This is a genomic window from Lysobacter capsici (assembly GCF_018732085.1).
GTDB lineage: Bacteria > Pseudomonadota > Gammaproteobacteria > Xanthomonadales > Xanthomonadaceae > Lysobacter > Lysobacter capsici_A.
This window is the reverse complement of the sequence record NZ_CP076103.1, coordinates 692,138-708,352: the sequence shown is the minus strand read 5'-3', so window position 1 is coordinate 708,352 and position 16,215 is coordinate 692,138. Positions and strand designations below refer to the sequence as shown.

The window sequence follows — 16,215 nt, the reverse complement described above, 5'->3', positions numbered from 1 at the left end:
GCACCGCGCATTGACGATGACTGCACTCGATGTGCTGCGTCGCAGCATGCGGCGCGGGCCGGATCGCTCCTAAGATGCCGCTGGTCCGATCCGCCCGAGGTGGCTGATGTCCGCAACCGTTCCTTCCACGCGCGTGGAGTTTTCCGCGAGGAATGCGCCGAGCGCCGCGGGCGCGATGGGCGGCTGGTCGACCGTGTCCTCGCCCGGGTTCGGCAGCGCCGACATCCAGCTGACCCGGCCCGAAGGCCGCATGGGCTGGCTGGCGAGCCAGTCGGTCGGCGCGCTGCAACTCAATCACATCGCGCTCAGCGGCCTGCACATGCGCCGCACGCCGTTGCATCTGTCGGGGTTGGCGCAGAACTACGTACTTGCGCTGCCGGCGGCCGGCCGCTCGCGCAACGTCGTCGGTGGCCACGAGGTGTTGCTGGAACCGCAACGCATCTATCTGATTTCCGCGGCGGTGGTCGGCGAGGTACAGCCCGAAGGCCACTACGAAAGCTTCAATACCCTGATCCCGGTGCATCTGCTGCGCCAGCGCGTGTCCAACCTGCCGACGGTGTTTTCCGCGCCGCTCGACGGCAGCGACCCGCGCGCCGAACTGCTCGGCGTGTACGCGCGCCAGATCGATCGGCTCGCCGGCCAGCTCGGCGACGGCGAAGCGCAGGTGCTGACCACCCAGCTGTGCGATCTGGTCGCGCTGATGCTGCGCGGCGATACCCGCACCTTCTGCGACGACCGCTCGCTGGCCGCCGCGCACAAGCAGAAAGCGCTGGACTGCATCGAATCGCATTACCCCGACGAAGACCTGTCAGCCGAAACCATCGCCCGGCGCTGCGGCATCTCCGAGGGCTATCTGCATCGGCTGTTCCGCGACAGCGACCAATCGGTGATGGAACGCCTGCGCGCGCTGCGCCTGAGCAAGGCGCGCGAGATGTTGACCAGCGCCGCGCTGGCGAATCTGCCGATCTCGGAAATCGCCTACCGCAACGGCTTTCGCTCGCAGTCGAATTTCTGCCGGGTGTTCCGCCAGAACTACGGGGTGTCGCCGACCCAGTTGCGCCGTCACTGACGCGCGCCGACGACTGACGACGGCCGCTAGCGATACAGCATCGCCGCCATGCTCGCGGTCAGCGCGGGCTTGTCCTTGCCCTGCACTTCCAGCACGTTGCGGGTCACCATCAACAAGCGGTCGGCGCCCTTGGCTTCGACCGATTCTAGCGTCACGCGCAGCCGCACCGATTCGCCGGCGAGCACCGGCGACTGGAACTTCACCTCGCCCAGGCCGGCGTTGATCGCCCGCGACACGCCCGATGGCATCAGCCCCAGCCGCATCTGCATCGGCGCGAGCAAGGACAGCAGCAAGAACCCGTGCGCGATCGGGCCGCCGAACGGGCTTTCCTGGCGACAACGTTCGACATCGACATGGATCCATTGCCGGTCGCCTGTGGCCGAGGCGAATTGATCGATCGTCGCCTGCTCGACCGCCTGCCAGTCGGTCACGCCGATTTCCCGGGAAACGAAGTCGGCGACGGTGTCCAGGCTGTAGCGAGCGGTCATGCCGTCTCCACGGATGTCGATGGGATTGCGATGAGGTTGCGAAGGATTACGCCGAAAACGGCCGGAACGGCCTGAATTCGGGCGACCCGTGGCGTGGCGGCGCAGCCGCGCCGGCGTCGCCGCATCATTGCGGACTGGCCGCGCGACTACAAGGCGGTCGCGGCCGTCGCGCGATGCAGCTCGCAGTTCGGGTTCGGCCTGCGTCAACAACGAGTTCGCCAACGGTAAAACGCCGCGGGCCGCAAGCGACTACAACACCGCTATTCGCAAGCCCGTCCGTTCGCGGGCCCCGCGCAGCCGCCGGCCATCGCAAACTCCGGCGAGCTCGCAAACCGCCGGACCGGAATGTCCGCAGGCCGCACCCCGCCGTACCCACCAGGAGACCGTGGCATGTACGAGTTGCGCAAGTCGCTACGCCGACGCCTCATCCTCGCGCTGGCCGCGCTGATGCTGGCCGTCGCGATCCCGAGCCCGTCCTACGCCGCCGGTTATTTCAACGGCGCCTACATCAGCGTGTTCGGCGCGCGCGACTACCATGGCTATGTGCCGACGAGTTACCGCCCCGGCGTGGCGATGCCGTTGCTGGTCGCGCTGCACGGCTGCACCGAGAACGATGTCGGCTTCGAACTGTTGTCGGGCTGGGCGCGCGTCGCCGAGGAGCGCGGCTTCATCGTCGTGTTTCCCGACCAGAACAATTTCGCCAACCCGGCCGGCTGCTGGAACTGGTTCCTGGGCAGCAACCGTCACCGCGGCATGGGCGAGCCTGCGCTGATCGCCGGCATCACCAACAAGGTGCGCTCGCAGTACGCCGTGGATGCGAAGCGGATCTACGTCACCGGCGTGTCCGCGGGCGGGGTCATGGCCAACATCATGGCCATCGCCTATCCCGACGTGTATGCGGCCACCAGCATCCTAGCCGGCTGCGAGTACGACTGCGACATCCTGCAACAGCAATCGGGGGCTGCGTCGGGCAACAAGGCGATCGCCGAGATGGGCGGCCGCCGTCGCGCCGTGCCCGCGATCATTTTCCAGGGCACCGCCGATCGGGTGGTTCCGCCGGCCACCGCCGATCGCATCGCCGCGCAATGGGCCACCATCGACGGCATCGACGCGGTCGCCGATGACGTCGAGTACGGGCAGGTTCCCGGCGGGCGCTCGTATACGCGCACCACGTATCGCGATGCCGCGGGCCAGTCGCTGATCGAGCAATACATGATCGACGGCGCGGGCCATGCCTATCCCGGCGGCTGCGCCTGCAGCCTGTACGGCGATACCTCCGGCCCCGACGCCAGCAACCTGAGCTGGGATTTCTTTCTCGCTCATCCCAAGCCATGAGTCGCTGCGTCGCATCGATTTGATCGAATCCGGTGCGGTCGCTATGTGGGGCCTGCGAAATTTCCGCGTGCTGGATCGAACATCGACACGCTCAGCGGCCCGGATCGGCCAACGTCAACACCGACGGAAGATCGCTGTCGGGATGCGCCCTGAGCAGTTGATAGGCGATGCCGCCCAGGCCCGACATCAGGCCGGGCACGAACGCATCGCGCAGTACGCCGCAGGTCGGGCCGTGATCCTCCAGGCTGGTCAGGATCGATGACAGCAGATGCTCGCGACTGAGCCCCGGCGGCGCTTCGCCGAGCGCGATCGCCTGGTCGAGCAATTCCCACGCGCCCAGATCGCCATGGCACAGGCCGTGGTTCGCGCCCAGTCCCATGCGCCAGGTCGCGGCCGCCGCGCGCCGCAGCAACAGGCGCGTGGCCGGTTCGCTCAACTGCGGGTCGAGATCGACGTGCGCCAGGCCGATACCCACCGAGCCATGGCACCAGGCCGCGGTCGAACGCGCTTCTTCGAAGTTGCGCAGATCCAGCCAGTTTTGTTCGTCGTGGTCGAACAGCGAATCCTCGAACGCGAACGCCGCTTGCGCCAGCGCCTGATAGCCGGGCCGGCCGGAGACACGAGCAAGCCGGCTTAAAGCCCAGCCGATACCGGTGGCGCCATGGGCGAAGCCGCCCATGCCGTCGGGCCAGCGCGTCTCGGCCCAGCACGCGGCGGCGTCGCGGTGCTGGGCGCGCTCGGCCAGCAGATCGCCGAGTTCGCACGCCATCGCCACATAGCCTCGTTCGCCGCTCGCCGTCGCCAACGCGAGCAACGGCGCGATCGCGCCGGCCACGCCGTCGATCAGATCGCTGCTGCGCTCGGCCGCGGCGGCCGCGGGAATGCGATCGGCCAGCGCGCGCGCGCGTTGCGAGCCCCGCCCGCCATCGCGGCCCCAATGCGCCAGCACCAGATGGGTCCAGATCTGCGAACCCAGGCCGATGTAGCCGCCGATCGATCGCGGCCGCAGCTTGAGCGCGCGGCTTTCGGCGACGCGGCGTTTGTCTTCAGCAAGATCGAGCGTATGCAGCGCGGCGGCCAGCAGATCGTCGACGCCGTCGACCGGGTCGGCGCGCCCGGCCTGGGTCTCGCGCGCGTACGCCGCCGCGAGCAGGGCGATGCCGCAGATTCCGCCGTACAAGTCCTGCTCGATCGGCTGGATCGACGAGCCGGTCGGACTCACGCTCGGCGCGATCCAGGCGACGCTGCCGTCGCGGCCGCGAATCGCCGCGGCCAGCAACCGGCGCATGATCGCGGCCGCCTGCGCGCGCCGCCGCGAATCGATATCGCCCTCGCGCACCTGTTGCGGCCGCAGCGATTGCTCGCTCGGCACCCAGCCGTCGTTGAGGTAGGCGCTGACCAGCGCGGCCTGGATGATCCCGCGCTCCAGCGGCAGGTCGGACGTGCGCCATTGCTGCAAGGCGTGCTCGACCAGATCGCAAGGCGCAAGCCAGAACGTGCCGCGTGGACCGGCCAGGCGACCGTCGCGCGCGAGCGCGCTGAAGAACGGCACGTCGCCGTCGAGCAGGTCGTCGATCTCGGCCTCGATCACCGCCGCATCGGCCGGCGCGATCGAGTTATTGCCGGCCATCTTCGCCAGCACGTCGTGGGCGCGCCGTCGCGCGGTGGCGTCGTCGTGCAGCGAGACCGGATGCCACAGCATCCGCCCGATCTCGGCGTAGACCTCGGTCGCGCGCGTGACCACGCGCACCTCGCAATCGGCGAAACGCTGCAATCGTTGCCGCAACGCGCCGCTGTCGTCGAGCCGTTGCAGATGCGCGGTCATGTCGTCGAAGGCCTCGAGCACGTCGGGCCAGAACCGCGCCAGCGCCGGTTGCGCGCAGGGATGATTCTGGGCCACGCCGGCCTCGAACATCGCCATGCCGATATGCGCTTCGTCGGTGCCGGCCTTGAGAATATGCGGCAGCGGCATCATCGGCTGCTGACCCGGCAGCATGCCGATGCCGGAGTTGTCGACCCCGCGCCAGCCCAGCCCCTGGCCGCGTCCGGGCAGCAGGCCGATGGTCAGCACGCTGCGGCCGAGCAGGCCCGCGGCCTGATCGTAGGCCTCGCCGAAACCCGATGGATGCGGCGCGATGCGCGGCGTGAACAAGGTCTCGCAATCCACCACCACCGGGCTCGCGCCGGCGGCGATCAGGTTTTCCGCATGCAGGTCGCTGCCGCCGAGCGCGCGCATGATCGCCAGCCAATGGCCGATGCCGCGGTAGAACGCGGCCAGTTCGATGTCGTCGGCGGCGTAGCGGTGGGCGACGAATTCGGCCCAGCCGTGCTCGCCGCCGTCGACGACGCGCGGCACGCGGATGCTCGACTCGATACCGGCATCGGCGCCGAGCTCGGCGACGAACGCGTGCAGGGCATCGTCGATCGCGACCGAACGCGGCTTGTACACCAGCCGGCCGCCGTCGCAGCGCAGCAACGCCACCGACCGCCCGCCGCGATGGCTGTCGCCGGCGCCGAAACTCAGTTGCCGCAGTTCGCCCGGCACGGTGCCGCACAGCGGCGCCAGCATGTGTTTATCGGCGACCCAATGACGGGCGAAATTCAACGATGCCGCGCAGCGGTTCGCGACGATCCGGCCGATTCGCAACGGCAACGACGGATAATGCGGCGCGAGTTCGTCCCAGAACGACGGTTGCGAGGACAGATCGCGGAACTGCGCCCAGCGCTGCGCGGCGTCCACGCCGTCGAGGCGGCCAGTGACGCGCGCGGCATTGAGTTCGAGCACCAGCACGCGGGCGAGTTTGCCGTGCAGGAAGGCAAGCAACGATTCACGCGTGGCGGCGAGCACCGCTTCGGATTCACCCGCGCCCAGGCCGGCGAGCGCGGCGAGGTCGGCACGCAGCGCGTCGAGCGCCGGATCGACCAGGCAGTGCAGCGAGGCTTCGAAATTCTCCTCGATCGCGGCGACGGTCACGCGCGATCGGCCACGACGGGCGGCGGGAAACGCAACAGCGGAGCCAGGCTCACGTCATCGCGACGGCGACGCTCGCCGTGCGCATGCAGCATTGCATCCATGGCATCGCCCTTGCGGCCGTAGCGAAATGGTGAGAGGTCGGATGGGTCTTCAGGCGCGGCCGGCGCGCGGGCGCGGCCGATAAACCAGGCCGCCGGCGCCGCTTGCGAGAGTCGGCGGACGGCCTGGAACCCATCGGGTGTCGCGTGAATCAGGCGCAGCAGTTAATGCGGATCGAACCGGTACAAAGCGAACACCCGGTGATGGCCGGAGCCACTTCGCCGATGATGTCCGACTCTACGTACTCGCCCCCGATGAACAGAGGACCCGCCGGGTTGTTGCTTTCAGCATCGGTGCGCCACTGGGCGACCAGGGCCGCGCCTTCGGAAACATCGCTCATCACCTACTCCTTGGTTGCGTCGACTGCGGTTGAAGTGCAGGAAAGACGTCTCGCGTCCATGCGGCATGCAGCGACTCCAGGCACGGAACGCGAGCGCACACGCTAGATGCACGCCTGGGCGGTGTCAATCAGGATCGATTGCGATATCGGCGCGCGCGATCGCAAGTCAGCGATTTTTCGCGCGGGTCGAAACGGATCGTCGAAAGCGAAACGCACACGGCCCCGGACTCGGCCGCCGCGAAGGGTGGCGACCGGTCAATTAAAGGTGACCGCATCGACGCTTTTCCGCGAAAAATAGCGCGAATGAAACACGGTGACGGCGTCGACATGGCCCTGGCCGTTCTGTTGCGATGCACAAGCGGCTACCGGACCTCGTCGTACGTCGCAGCATCGATGCGACGCTCAAGCGTCAACACCGACTCGCGAGAATTGGCTCATCGGCTCATGCGCCGACATTGCGCGTACCGGCGTCGATGGCACCGGGCCGCATGCCGACGGGAAGGTATCGACAGGCAGGTCGGCCTTCCCGTTTCGTCCAACCGATCGGCCAACTCGCCCGTCACCGCCGCCGTCAGCCAAAATCGCCACCGCTACAATTCGCGCATGAATCCGCAGCCCGATACCCAGTCGAATCCTTCGTTCGCGACGCGCGGCGATGCAGGCGAAGTATTCCGGATCTTCCTTCGCCTGGGCCTGACCTCCTTCGGCGGGCCGATCGCGCACCTGGGCTACTTCCGCGAGGAGTTCGTCTCGCGCCGCGGCTGGTTCAGCGATGCGTCCTTCGCCCAGTTGCTGTCGCTATGCCAGTTTCTTCCAGGGCCGGCCAGCAGCCAGATGGGCGCGGCCATCGGCCTGTTCCGCGCCGGATGGTGGGGCGCGGTGGCGGCGTTCGTCGCGTTCACCGCGCCGTCGATGCTGTTGATGTTCTGCCTCGCCGTGTTTGCGCCGCGCGTGTTCGGCCATGCCGCGGGCGCGGTGTGGGTGCATGGACTCAAGCTCGTGGCCGTGGTCGTGGTCGCACATGGCCTGATCGGCATGGCGCGCACCCTGACGCCCGACTTGCGGCGCGTGGCGATCGCGGCCGGCGCATGCGCGCTGGTGCTTCTGGCCGGCGGCGCCGGCTGGCAATTGCTGGCGATCGCGGCCGGCGGCGCGCTCGGCGCGTGGCTGTGTCCGGCCGGCACCGCCGGCGCGATCGCGTCCTTTCCGGTTCCGTATGCACGCCGGACCGCGGCGATCTGCGCTCTGCTGTTTTTGGCCGGACTGGTCGGCTCGTTGCTGCTGCCGGCCGGGTCGCCCTCGTTGGGCGGGCTGGCCAGCGCGTTCTATCGATCCGGCGCGCTGGTGTTCGGCGGCGGACACGTCGTACTGCCCTTGCTCGAAAGCGAGTTGGTCGCCACCGGATGGATGAGCGCCGATACGTTCCTGACCGGTTACGGCGCCGCGCAGGCGATGCCCGGACCGATGTTTTCACTGGCCGCCTACCTGGGCGCCAGCGTCGATGCGGGCGCATCGCCGCTGGCAAGCGCCACGCTCGCGCTGCTTTGCGTCTTTCTACCGGGCTTCCTGTTGCTGTTCGCGACGCTTCCGGTATGGGCCACGGTAGCGCGGCGTCCCCTTGCCGGCCGGGCATTGGCCGGTGTCAACGCCGCCGTGGTCGGTCTGCTCGCCGCCGCGTTCTACGACCCGGTCTGGCGCGAAGGCGTGAACAGTCCGGTCGACATGGTCATCGTGGCGATCGGGTTGGGCTTGCTGGCGGTTTTCCGGTTGCCGGCGCTATGGGCCGTCGCATGGTGCGTAGGGTCTGCGTTGACCTGTGCATGGCTGGGCGGCGCGATCCAGTGAAACGCGATGCGCCCGCAGTCGGCGACGGCGGGCCGAAGCCGCACGCGACGGCCTCGTCCCGGCTCACACCGGATTATTCGGCCTTCGCGCGACACTCCTTGGCACCGCGCCGGCCAGCAGGCACCCTGGATCGATGAAACCTCTGGACGTCCGCGCCGACCGCGTCGAGACCTGGGCACGGCTGTGGGTGCCGGCCCTGGTCGCCGGCCTCGCCCTGGCGAGCATCGAGCTGGCGGCGATGTTCGACGAGCCGCCGGGGCGGTCCTGGGCCGCGCTGGCCATCTACCTGTTCAATATCTACGTGATCGCCGAAGCCATTCGCGCCATCTCGCGATACCTCGACCGGCATCTGTCGTGGAAGAAAGCCGGCGCGCTGCGGGTGGTTGCGCAGCTCGGGTTGTCGGTGGCGTTCGCCTGCGTCTACCTGTTGCTGATCTATGTGCCGCTCAAGCTCTACGAAATTTCCCGCGGCGCCGACGACGTGCTCGGATGGCCGCACATCGCCTTCACCGTGCTGCTGGCGCTGATCTTCGGCACCACGCTCGCGGCGTTTCAACTGCTGTTCGATTTCTTCCGGCAATGGCGGGCCGCCCAGGCCGAGGCCGAACAGCAACGCCTGGCCGTCACCCGCGCCGAGCTCGACGCGCTCAAGGCGCAGGTCAATCCGCACTTCCTGTTCAACAGCTTCAACACGGTGTACGGACTGATCGAACACGATCCCGCGCGGGCGCGCTCGATCCTGCTCGACCTGTCGGACATCTTCCGCTACGTGTTGCTGCACAACCACCTCGACCTGGTCCCGCTGCCGCAGGAACTTGCGTTTCTCGAGGCCTACCTGAAGATACTGCAGGCCAGGCACGGCGACGGCCTGCAGGTACGCATGAGCGGTTGCGACGCGGTCGCGGCCCGCGCGATCGCGCCGATGACCCTGCAACTGCTGCTGGAAAACGTGGTCTGCCACAACGACATCGAATCCGGACCGGGCATGCACGTGGACATCCGCTGCGAAAACGACCTGCTGACCGTCAGCAATCCGATACGCGCGCGCCGCGGCGACACGCGCGGCACCGGCTCGGGCCTGAGCCATATCCAGGCGCGTTATCGCCTGCTGTCCGCGCGCGAGATCCAGATCGAACGCAGCGAACAGATGTTCCGCGTCAGCGTGCCGTTGCTGCCATGCGCGCCCTGATCGTCGAGGACGAGGCCATCGCGGCCCGGACGCTGCTGGATCTGCTCGGGCAGACCGCGCCGGAGTTGCAACTGGAAACGCCGCTGGGCTCGGTCGCGGCGTGCATCGAGCGATTGTCGCGGACGCCGCTGCCCGACCTGATGTTCATGGACGTGCATCTGTCCGACGGCCTGTGCTTCGACATCCTCCAGGCCGTCCCGGCCAGCATTCCGATCATCTTCACCACCGCCTACGATCAGTTCGCGCTGAAGGCCTTCGATGCGTTCGGCATCGACTATTTGTTGAAACCGTTGCGGCCCGAGCGTCTGGCGCTCGCGCTGTCGAAGTGGCGGCAACTGACACTGGCCGGTGCAGGGCCGGCCCCGCGTCATGTCGATCTGGCCCAGGCGTATTTCGGCCCGGCCCAGCGTTATCGCGAACGTTTCCTGGTCGCCACCGGCCAGGTGCTGACCTCCGTTCCGGTCAGCGACATCGCCTGCTTCCACAAGGAACTGGTGGTTCGGCTGGTGACGCGCGAGGCGCGAGGCCATGTCATGTCGCAAAGCCTCGACGAACTGATGCCGATGCTCGACCCTTCGCGATTCTTTCGCGCCAACCGGCAGACCATCGTCCAGATCGATGCGATCGCGCGCGTGCATCGCGGCTTCAAGGGCAAACTGGAACTGGAATTGATCGCCGGTTGCCCACGGGACATCGTGGTGAGCCAGGAGCGCGCCGGCGCCTTGCGCGATTGGCTCGGGGCCTGAGCCGCCGGCTAGTAACCCGACGCCGCATGGCCCTTGGCGACCAGCACCACCGCGTCGTAGTTGTAGATCAGGCGATTGATCGGATTTCCCGACGGCATGCGCGGCCCATCGGCGCGCAGCGACGCCAGATCGATCACCACCGCGTCGTCCGCCGGCGCGACCGCCAGCAGCGCCTCGATGCCCAGGGTCTTCAATTCTTCCTTGGCGTCGTAGGCGGCGCGTTCGTCGCTGGTATCGGCGGAGAACGGGAAGTGGCGATTCACCTCGCCGCCGTTCATCAGCACCAGCACGTGGAAGCTGCGGCCGCCGTTCGACTCGGCCAGTTCCGAGGCCAGATTGCCGATGTCGAATTGCTGGGTCGGGGTCAGGCCGCGCGCGGCGTGGTAGGCGCCCAGCTTGAACAAGGCCCGCGGCCGCTCCTGGTTCGCCCGCGCCGCCTGATAGTCGCGCATGAACAGCGACTTCATCATCACCGAGCGAGCGCGGTTGGACGCATACGCGCCGGTGTTCTGCGCACGATAGATCTCGGAACTCGCCGCCATCGCATCGACCAGCGCCACCGCTTCGGGGTCGCGCTCAGGTGTGAAGATGCCGCGCAGGCGGCTGAAATCCTCGGCCGTCCAGTTGACCAGCGCGATCGAACCCGGATCGTGCTTGGCCACCATCGCATTCCAGGCCTCGTCGGCTTCGCGACGGAACACCGCGAGCCGCTTGCGTTGCGGCTCGCTCGTGGTCAGTTGCTGCAGGCGATCCAGATGCAGTTGCGACGACAGCAGGAACTCCTGGTCGATGCCCCACAACGACGGCGTCGTGCGATCGCAGGCGACGAACGAGGCCGCCAGCGCGCCGTCCTCCTTGAAATTCACGAACGGCGAGAAGAACGGAAACGCCTGGTTGAGTCGCGCCAGTCCATCCTTGCGCTCGCACAGCGCGGCCTCGACCCGGCGGGCCGCGTAGTGGCCGATTTCCAGGACAAGATGATCGAAGCGCCGCTGGCCCAGCGAGGCTTGCAAACCCTCGGCGAATTGCGGCGTATCGGCGAAGCCGTGATCCTCGCCGATCAGCACGAACTGCGATGCCGCGGCCTGGGCGGCCAGAAACTCGGCGCCCGCGCCCGACAGGCCGGTCGAGGCGATCCGCAGCGGCATGGCGCGCGCCTTGACCGCATCGACGAAGGTCTTCTCGGTCGTTTGAGTCGCCTGGGCGCGCGCATCGGCGCTGCCCAAAGCGATCGCCACGGTCGCGCCGAGCAGCATCAGCAAAGACTTCATGCACTTCTTCTCTCGTGGATTGAAGTGTGAAGTGTGAACCAACCGGCCCGCGTTGCGAGCACAACCATCCCCAAGCAGGACAAGACCGGGCCGAAGCCGTGGTTCTTGCCGGCGAAGCCGGACGAACACCGACCTCGCGGCGCCTCACTCCCGCCGCTTGCGCGGCTTGTCGCGGGTGCGCTTGCCGTTGGCCGCGGCCTGGGTGGTGTCTTCCAGCGCCAGCACGCCGTCGTCGCTCATCCGCTCCAGCCAGGCCAAGGCGTCGACGTAGGCCATGAAGTGCTGCAGATACCCCGGCGACGATTCGCGCATCAAGGTCAACGAGCGATGCACGAGCGCGCCGGAGTTGAGCGGGCCGACGTCGGTGGGCACCTGTTCCAAAGACATCCGAGTCTGGTTTTCGACGCGCACGGCCGACCAGAGTTTCCTGAAATCGTCGAGCGCGGCGAGTTCCGGAAATGCGGGGCGCGGCGTTGCGTCTTCCGTCGCGGCCTCATCGCGTAGCGCCGCCTGCGCGGCGATGTAACCGAGCAATCCGCTCATCGCATCGGCCGTGGACGCATCCGCGGCATCGCCTTCGCCGCTCGCCACGACGGTGAGTGTGGCCGCATCCAGATCGGAGGCATAGGCCGCGATCAGTTCGGCCAGGCGCGCATCCAGAAGACGCCGCACGTCGCCGTCGTAGCCCGCGGCGCGGCGCTCCAGCGCATCGATGCGATGAAAACGCACGCGGCTCATGCGGTCGGCGCCCTGCTCGCGCCATGCGTCGAGCACCGTCCGGGCAGTGGCGGGACTATCGCGCACGGTGCCTCACTTGGCCTTGGGTGGTTTCGGAATCGGCGCGATTTCCACCCGCCGGTTCTTCGCCCGACCCTCTTCGTCGGCGTTGGAACTCACCGGCTGCTCCGCGCCGAACGCGGCGGCGAACACCGACGAAGCCGGCACGCCTTCGGCGATCAGGGTGCGGGTCACGGTCAAGGCGCGGCGCGCCGACAGTTCCCAGTTGTCGGCGAACTGGCCATTGCCTTCGCGCACCTGCCGGTCGTCGGTGAAGCCGCTGATCATCAGGATTTCGTTGCGGGTCTTGAGGTAACCCGACAGCGGCGCGGCCAGGCTCTTCAACAGCTCGCGGCCTTCGGGCTGCAGGTGCTCGGAGTTGAACGCGAACAGCACGCTGCCGCGAATGCCGATGCGACCGTCGACCAGGGTCACCCGGCCCGCCGCCAGCGGCGCCGCCAACGCCTGTTCCAATGAACTGCGGCGTTGCGCCTCCAGCCGGCGCTGCCTGACCTCTTCGTCGAGCCGGTTCGACAACTGCATCTGCACGCCGATCACGCCCACCAGGATCAGCACGAACACGCCCAGCAGCACCGACATCAGGTCGCCGAACGCGGCCCAGACCGGCGCGGTCGATTCGCCGTCGCCGTCGCCGACGTCGCCATGGGTGTCCACGCTCATGCCGCCTGCGCTCCGTCGGCGACGCGCCGCTCGGCCAGTTGGTGCATGTCCTCGATGATCTGCTTTTGCGAGAGCATGCTCAGGTCGATCACTTCCCTGGCCTGCGCGACGTAGTACGCCAGTTGTTCGTCGCTGCGCGCGAGCGACTTGTCCAATGCGGTTTCGATGCCCTGCAGGCGAACCACCAGCGCTTCGTTCGACTCGCCGAACTGCTGCACCGCCGCGCCGAACGCATCGCCCAGGCTCGCGACCTCGACCGCGCCGGCGGCGACCTGCGCGGCGACGACGCCGAGCTTGCCGGTTTCGGCGCCGACATGATCGATGAAGCGGGTGCCGACGCGATCGAGCAGATCGGCTGAAGTGGCGACCAGCGCATCGACCGCGACCCGTTGTTCGGTGGACGCGTGATTGACCGCATCGAGCAGGGTTTCCAGCGTAGCCAGAAGACGATTGCGCTCGTCGAGCATGGCGGTGTCGCGCGCCATGCTGTCGGACAGTTTCTGACGCAGCTCGGCGATGACCTCGGCCGCGGCCTTGGGCGCCTGCGACGCGGCGTCGACCAGGCGCGACATCTCGGCGATCGTTTCCTGCGCCTGCGCCTGGGTCTGCGCGGCGATGTCGTGCGCGGACTGCGCGAGGACATCGCAAATCTGCTGCTGGCGCTCGACCGCGTGCTCGCCGCTGCGCTCCCAGCGCTGGCCCAGTTCGGCGGCCATCGACGCGAAGGCGCCGGTCCACACCGCCAGGCGCTCGTCATCGCGCGATTCCAGCTCGGCCTGCAAGCTGCCATGCGATTCGCGCATCGCCTGCAGCAGCGAGCTGGCGTGCTGTTCGAACGTCGTCGCCGCCGCGATCAAGGTTTGCTGATTGCGCGTCGCCACCTCGTCGTTGGCGCTGGACTGCCGCGACAAGGCCTCGTTCCATGCCTCCGCCGCGGCGACCTGAACCTGCTGGTTGCGCGCGGCCATGTCCTCATTGGCGCTCAGCTGCCGCGACAGCGACGCATTCCACGCATCCGCCGCCGCGACCAGCGCCTGCTGGTTGCGCGCAGCCATGTCCTCGTTCGCGCTCAGCTGCCGCGACAGCGACGCGTTCCACGCATCTGCCGCAGCGACCAGTGCCTGTTGGTTGCGCTCAGCCATGTTCTCGTTGGCGCTCAGCTGCCGCGACAAGCTGTCGTTCCATGCCTGAGTCGTCGCGACCAGCGCTTGCTGGTTATGCGCGGCCATCGCTTCGTTGGCGCTCGACTGCCGCGACAGCGCGGTGTTCCATGCATCCGCCGCGTGCGCCGCGGTCGCTTCGAACCGCGTGGAGACGGTGTCCAGCAGGCCGGCGGCGCTTTGATCGAAACGGTCGGTGAAACGCTCCAGCGCGGCGCCCAGGTCCTGCACCAATCCTTCGTTGGATTGGCGCTGATCGACCAGCGCCTGACTCCACAGACCCGCCACGGTGGCGGTGCTGGCGGCGAAACCCGCCGACAGGCCGTCCATCTGCCGCTGCACCGACTGGGTGACGGTGTCGTGCAACGAGGCGGTCTCGCGCGCGATCGCCGCCATCGTGGTTTCCACGATCGGCTGCAGCGCCGCGCTGGTGACGCGCGCGCTTTCGCTGATGCTCGCCTTCAACGACGCTTCGACCGACGAGGCCAATCGGCCGTAGGCCGCGTCGGTCCGCTCGTGAAAAGCCTCCTGGCGGGACGTCAGCTGCTCGTGCGCGGCCAGACTGTGTTGTTCGATGGCCGCGGTCATCGCCTGCAGCCGCTCGACCAGGGTCGGCATCACCTCGACTTGCTGTTGCAGCAGCTTGAATGCTTCCTCGCGCCGATGGGCTTGCGAGTGGATGCGCAGCGTCGTCGCGATGGCGACATCCAACCGCTGCGCCGCCAGCACCCGCTCGCGCCGGCACAGCGCGGACAGCAAGCCGAGCATCGCCGAGGCGGCCACGCCGGCGATCGACGTACCGAACGCGAAGCCGAGCCCGGCGACCGGCGCGGCGATGGACTCGCGGATGGCCTGCAAGTCGGTGGCGCTTTCCAGCGCCATCCCGGTTCCGCGCAGCGTGGTCATCATGCCCAGCAAGGTGCCGAGCATGCCCAGCAGCACCAGCAGACCGACCAGATACGGCGTCAACGTTGGCGCCGGCAAGGCCACGCGCTCGCCTTCGATGCGCAGGCGCACCGCGTTGCGCAACGAAGGATGCAGGCGACCGAGCCAGTCGCCGAGGTTCGACGGCGGCTGCGACAGGCCGTCGACGGCCTGCTGCAGCGTCGCGGTGGCCTGGCGGTAGCGGTACAGCTCGAACCCGCCGGCCAGATAGCACGCGCCGATCAACATCACCACCGACAACGCCAGCGGATTGGCGAGCACATAGCCCGCGCCGACCCAGCACACGGTGATCAAACCCGCGGCGAAGACGGCGGGATAAAGCAGATTTCTAAGCATGTGAGTTCTTTGCATGAGTGCGCAGGGCCGCGAGCAGGCCTTGCGCCGGTTGTAGGCGAACGTCCAGTTCGGCGAGCAGTACCTCGCGCATGTCCTTGCGAAATGTCTCGAGCCACGCGGTGGATGGCGCGAGCTGCGCGTCGGCGGTCGCCTGCGCGTCGGCGGCCACCAGCGCGGCTTCACGCAGGCGCTCGAAGTGCTGGCCCAGCAGGGTCGGCGCCGCCGACAACAAGGCCCGCTCGCGCCGGCCCAAGGCCCGTTCCATGACCGCATCCACGGCGGCGAGCCGGACCATGCCGGGCGTGCCGTGGGTCAGCATCGCGCGCAGGCGCTCGCGCAGGCGGCCGACACCGGCTTCCATGGTCTGTTGCAGGGCGAGATAGCGCTGACGGTAGAACGGGAAATCCAGCGTTTCGTCCACGTCGGCGCTCGCGGCGCTGGCCGGCCCCGGCCCACGCGGCGTCGCCGCGGCGAATGCGCGATCGGCGACGATCGCGCTCGCCAGCGACGCGCGCACGCGCGCGCACTCGTCGTCTTCGGCGCTGCGCAGGATCCGATCGTCGAGCAGCGCCGCGGGCGGCCTGCCGTCGAGCGCCGTGGACAGCGCCACGGCGTGGGTCCAATCGACCCATTGGCTCAGCTGATCCGACAACGATCGCGCGGGCGGTGGAACGTCGGCGATGGTCAGGCGAGCGAGCGTGCGGATGAACGTCGGGCCGCGAACCGTAGCCCGTCGAGGTGCTTGCATCATTACTGCTGGCTAAAAGATCGCCATTTTACACGCGAATGGAAGCGGCCTGCTGATCGATGCGCGTGCGGGCGGGCCGACACGGCGTATTCGCGGTATTGACGGTCGATTTAGCGAATTCATGCGCGCGTGCGCGGCGTTCCTTGATTGTTCATAAACCCGCCGCGCCGCGGCCACCGATGCGTCCATGACGCAACGCCGAGGGATCGCTC

General features: G+C 68.0%; 13 protein-coding genes. 5 read left to right on the top strand and 8 right to left on the bottom strand.

All coding sequences use genetic code 11. The features are described from left to right. Positions 1-106 precede the first annotated feature (106 nt). Positions 107-1,069 carry an AraC family transcriptional regulator gene (locus KME82_RS02890; RefSeq protein ID WP_215497196.1) on the top strand — a complete coding sequence of 321 codons (963 nt, stop codon included), beginning with the start codon at positions 107-109 and terminating at the stop codon, positions 1,067-1,069. A 26-nt stretch (positions 1,070-1,095) separates the two neighbouring features. Here the strand turns inward: KME82_RS02890 and KME82_RS02885 are convergent, their stop codons facing one another. Then, positions 1,096-1,557 (bottom strand): MaoC family dehydratase, encoded by a 462-nt coding sequence (locus KME82_RS02885; RefSeq protein ID WP_215497195.1) that lies wholly within the window; start codon positions 1,555-1,557, stop codon positions 1,096-1,098. A gap of 390 nt (positions 1,558-1,947) precedes the next feature. Between KME82_RS02885 and KME82_RS02880 the strand changes: the two genes are divergently transcribed. Next, on the top strand, positions 1,948-2,892 hold the full coding sequence (locus KME82_RS02880; protein ID WP_215497194.1) for an extracellular catalytic domain type 1 short-chain-length polyhydroxyalkanoate depolymerase: 945 nt from the start codon (positions 1,948-1,950) through the stop codon (positions 2,890-2,892). A 91-nt stretch (positions 2,893-2,983) separates the two neighbouring features. On the opposite strand, the gene KME82_RS02875 is transcribed toward KME82_RS02880, so the two are convergent. Both KME82_RS02875 and KME82_RS02870 read right to left on the bottom strand, forming a co-directional pair. Continuing rightward, on the bottom strand, positions 2,984-5,866 hold the full coding sequence (locus KME82_RS02875) for a type 2 lanthipeptide synthetase LanM family protein (RefSeq protein ID WP_215497193.1): 2,883 nt from the start codon (positions 5,864-5,866) through the stop codon (positions 2,984-2,986). A 250-nt stretch (positions 5,867-6,116) separates the two neighbouring features. Beyond that, the gene (locus KME82_RS02870) at positions 6,117-6,305 is read right to left on the bottom strand and encodes a DUF6229 family protein (protein WP_215497192.1); all 189 of its coding nucleotides are present in this window, start codon (positions 6,303-6,305) and stop codon (positions 6,117-6,119) included. A gap of 138 nt (positions 6,306-6,443) precedes the next feature. Here KME82_RS02870 and chrA point away from each other — a divergent pair, with 138 nt between their 5' ends. The 3 genes from chrA (at position 6,444) to KME82_RS02855 (ending at position 10,085) form a co-directional block, all read left to right on the top strand. Next, positions 6,444-8,150 carry a chromate efflux transporter gene (gene chrA, locus KME82_RS02865; protein WP_252255602.1) on the top strand — a complete coding sequence of 569 codons (1,707 nt, stop codon included), beginning with the start codon at positions 6,444-6,446 and terminating at the stop codon, positions 8,148-8,150. Between the two features lie 133 nt (positions 8,151-8,283). Beyond that, positions 8,284-9,339 (top strand): sensor histidine kinase, encoded by a 1,056-nt coding sequence (locus tag KME82_RS02860; protein ID WP_215497191.1) that lies wholly within the window; start codon positions 8,284-8,286, stop codon positions 9,337-9,339. Beyond that, positions 9,327-10,085 carry a LytR/AlgR family response regulator transcription factor gene (locus KME82_RS02855; RefSeq protein WP_215497190.1) on the top strand — a complete coding sequence of 253 codons (759 nt, stop codon included), beginning with the start codon at positions 9,327-9,329 and terminating at the stop codon, positions 10,083-10,085. The genes KME82_RS02860 and KME82_RS02855 overlap by 13 nt, the downstream gene beginning before the upstream one ends. 8 nt (positions 10,086-10,093) lie before the next feature. Here KME82_RS02855 and KME82_RS02850 read toward each other — a convergent pair whose 3' ends face one another. The 5 genes from KME82_RS02850 to KME82_RS02830 all read right to left on the bottom strand — a co-directional run bounded on the left by KME82_RS02850 (position 10,094) and on the right by KME82_RS02830 (position 16,003). Continuing rightward, a complete protein-coding gene (locus KME82_RS02850) occupies positions 10,094-11,356 on the bottom strand; it encodes a hypothetical protein (protein WP_215497189.1) in 1,263 nt (420 codons plus the stop codon). Positions 11,357-11,500: 144 nt separating this feature from the next. Next, positions 11,501-12,160, bottom strand: coding sequence for a DUF2894 domain-containing protein (locus KME82_RS02845; RefSeq protein ID WP_252255601.1), 660 nt, complete (start codon positions 12,158-12,160; stop codon positions 11,501-11,503). A gap of 6 nt (positions 12,161-12,166) precedes the next feature. Next, complete coding sequence (locus KME82_RS02840; protein ID WP_215497188.1) at positions 12,167-12,814, bottom strand: OmpA family protein; 648 nt, start codon at positions 12,812-12,814, stop codon at positions 12,167-12,169. Beyond that, positions 12,811-15,255, bottom strand: a complete 2,445-nt coding sequence (locus KME82_RS02835; protein WP_215498943.1) for a DUF802 domain-containing protein — start codon at positions 15,253-15,255, stop codon at positions 12,811-12,813. The genes KME82_RS02840 and KME82_RS02835 overlap by 4 nt, the downstream gene beginning before the upstream one ends. Next, positions 15,248-16,003, bottom strand: coding sequence for a DUF3348 domain-containing protein (locus tag KME82_RS02830; protein WP_345777964.1), 756 nt, complete (start codon positions 16,001-16,003; stop codon positions 15,248-15,250). Before KME82_RS02830 ends, KME82_RS02835 begins: the two co-directional genes overlap by 8 nt. Positions 16,004-16,215: the final 212 nt, after the last annotated feature.

Excerpts from the sequence above, each read along its gene's own strand:
- KME82_RS02890 (WP_215497196.1), top strand. The coding sequence starts at position 107 with ATGTCCGCAACCGTTCCTTCCACGCGCGTGGAGTTTTCCGCGAGGAAT.
- KME82_RS02880 (WP_215497194.1), top strand. The coding sequence starts at position 1,948 with ATGTACGAGTTGCGCAAGTCGCTACGCCGACGCCTCATCCTCGCGCTG.
- KME82_RS02870 (WP_215497192.1), bottom strand. The coding sequence starts at position 6,305 with ATGAGCGATGTTTCCGAAGGCGCGGCCCTGGTCGCCCAGTGGCGCACC.
- KME82_RS02850 (WP_215497189.1), bottom strand. The coding sequence starts at position 11,356 with ATGAAGTCTTTGCTGATGCTGCTCGGCGCGACCGTGGCGATCGCTTTG.
- KME82_RS02835 (WP_215498943.1), bottom strand. The coding sequence starts at position 15,255 with ATGCTTAGAAATCTGCTTTATCCCGCCGTCTTCGCCGCGGGTTTGATC.
- KME82_RS02885 (WP_215497195.1), bottom strand. The coding sequence starts at position 1,557 with ATGACCGCTCGCTACAGCCTGGACACCGTCGCCGACTTCGTTTCCCGG.
- KME82_RS02840 (WP_215497188.1), bottom strand. The coding sequence starts at position 12,814 with ATGAGCGTGGACACCCATGGCGACGTCGGCGACGGCGACGGCGAATCG.
- KME82_RS02830 (WP_345777964.1), bottom strand. The coding sequence starts at position 16,003 with ATGCAAGCACCTCGACGGGCTACGGTTCGCGGCCCGACGTTCATCCGC.
- KME82_RS02860 (WP_215497191.1), top strand. The coding sequence starts at position 8,284 with ATGAAACCTCTGGACGTCCGCGCCGACCGCGTCGAGACCTGGGCACGG.
- KME82_RS02855 (WP_215497190.1), top strand. The coding sequence starts at position 9,327 with ATGCGCGCCCTGATCGTCGAGGACGAGGCCATCGCGGCCCGGACGCTG.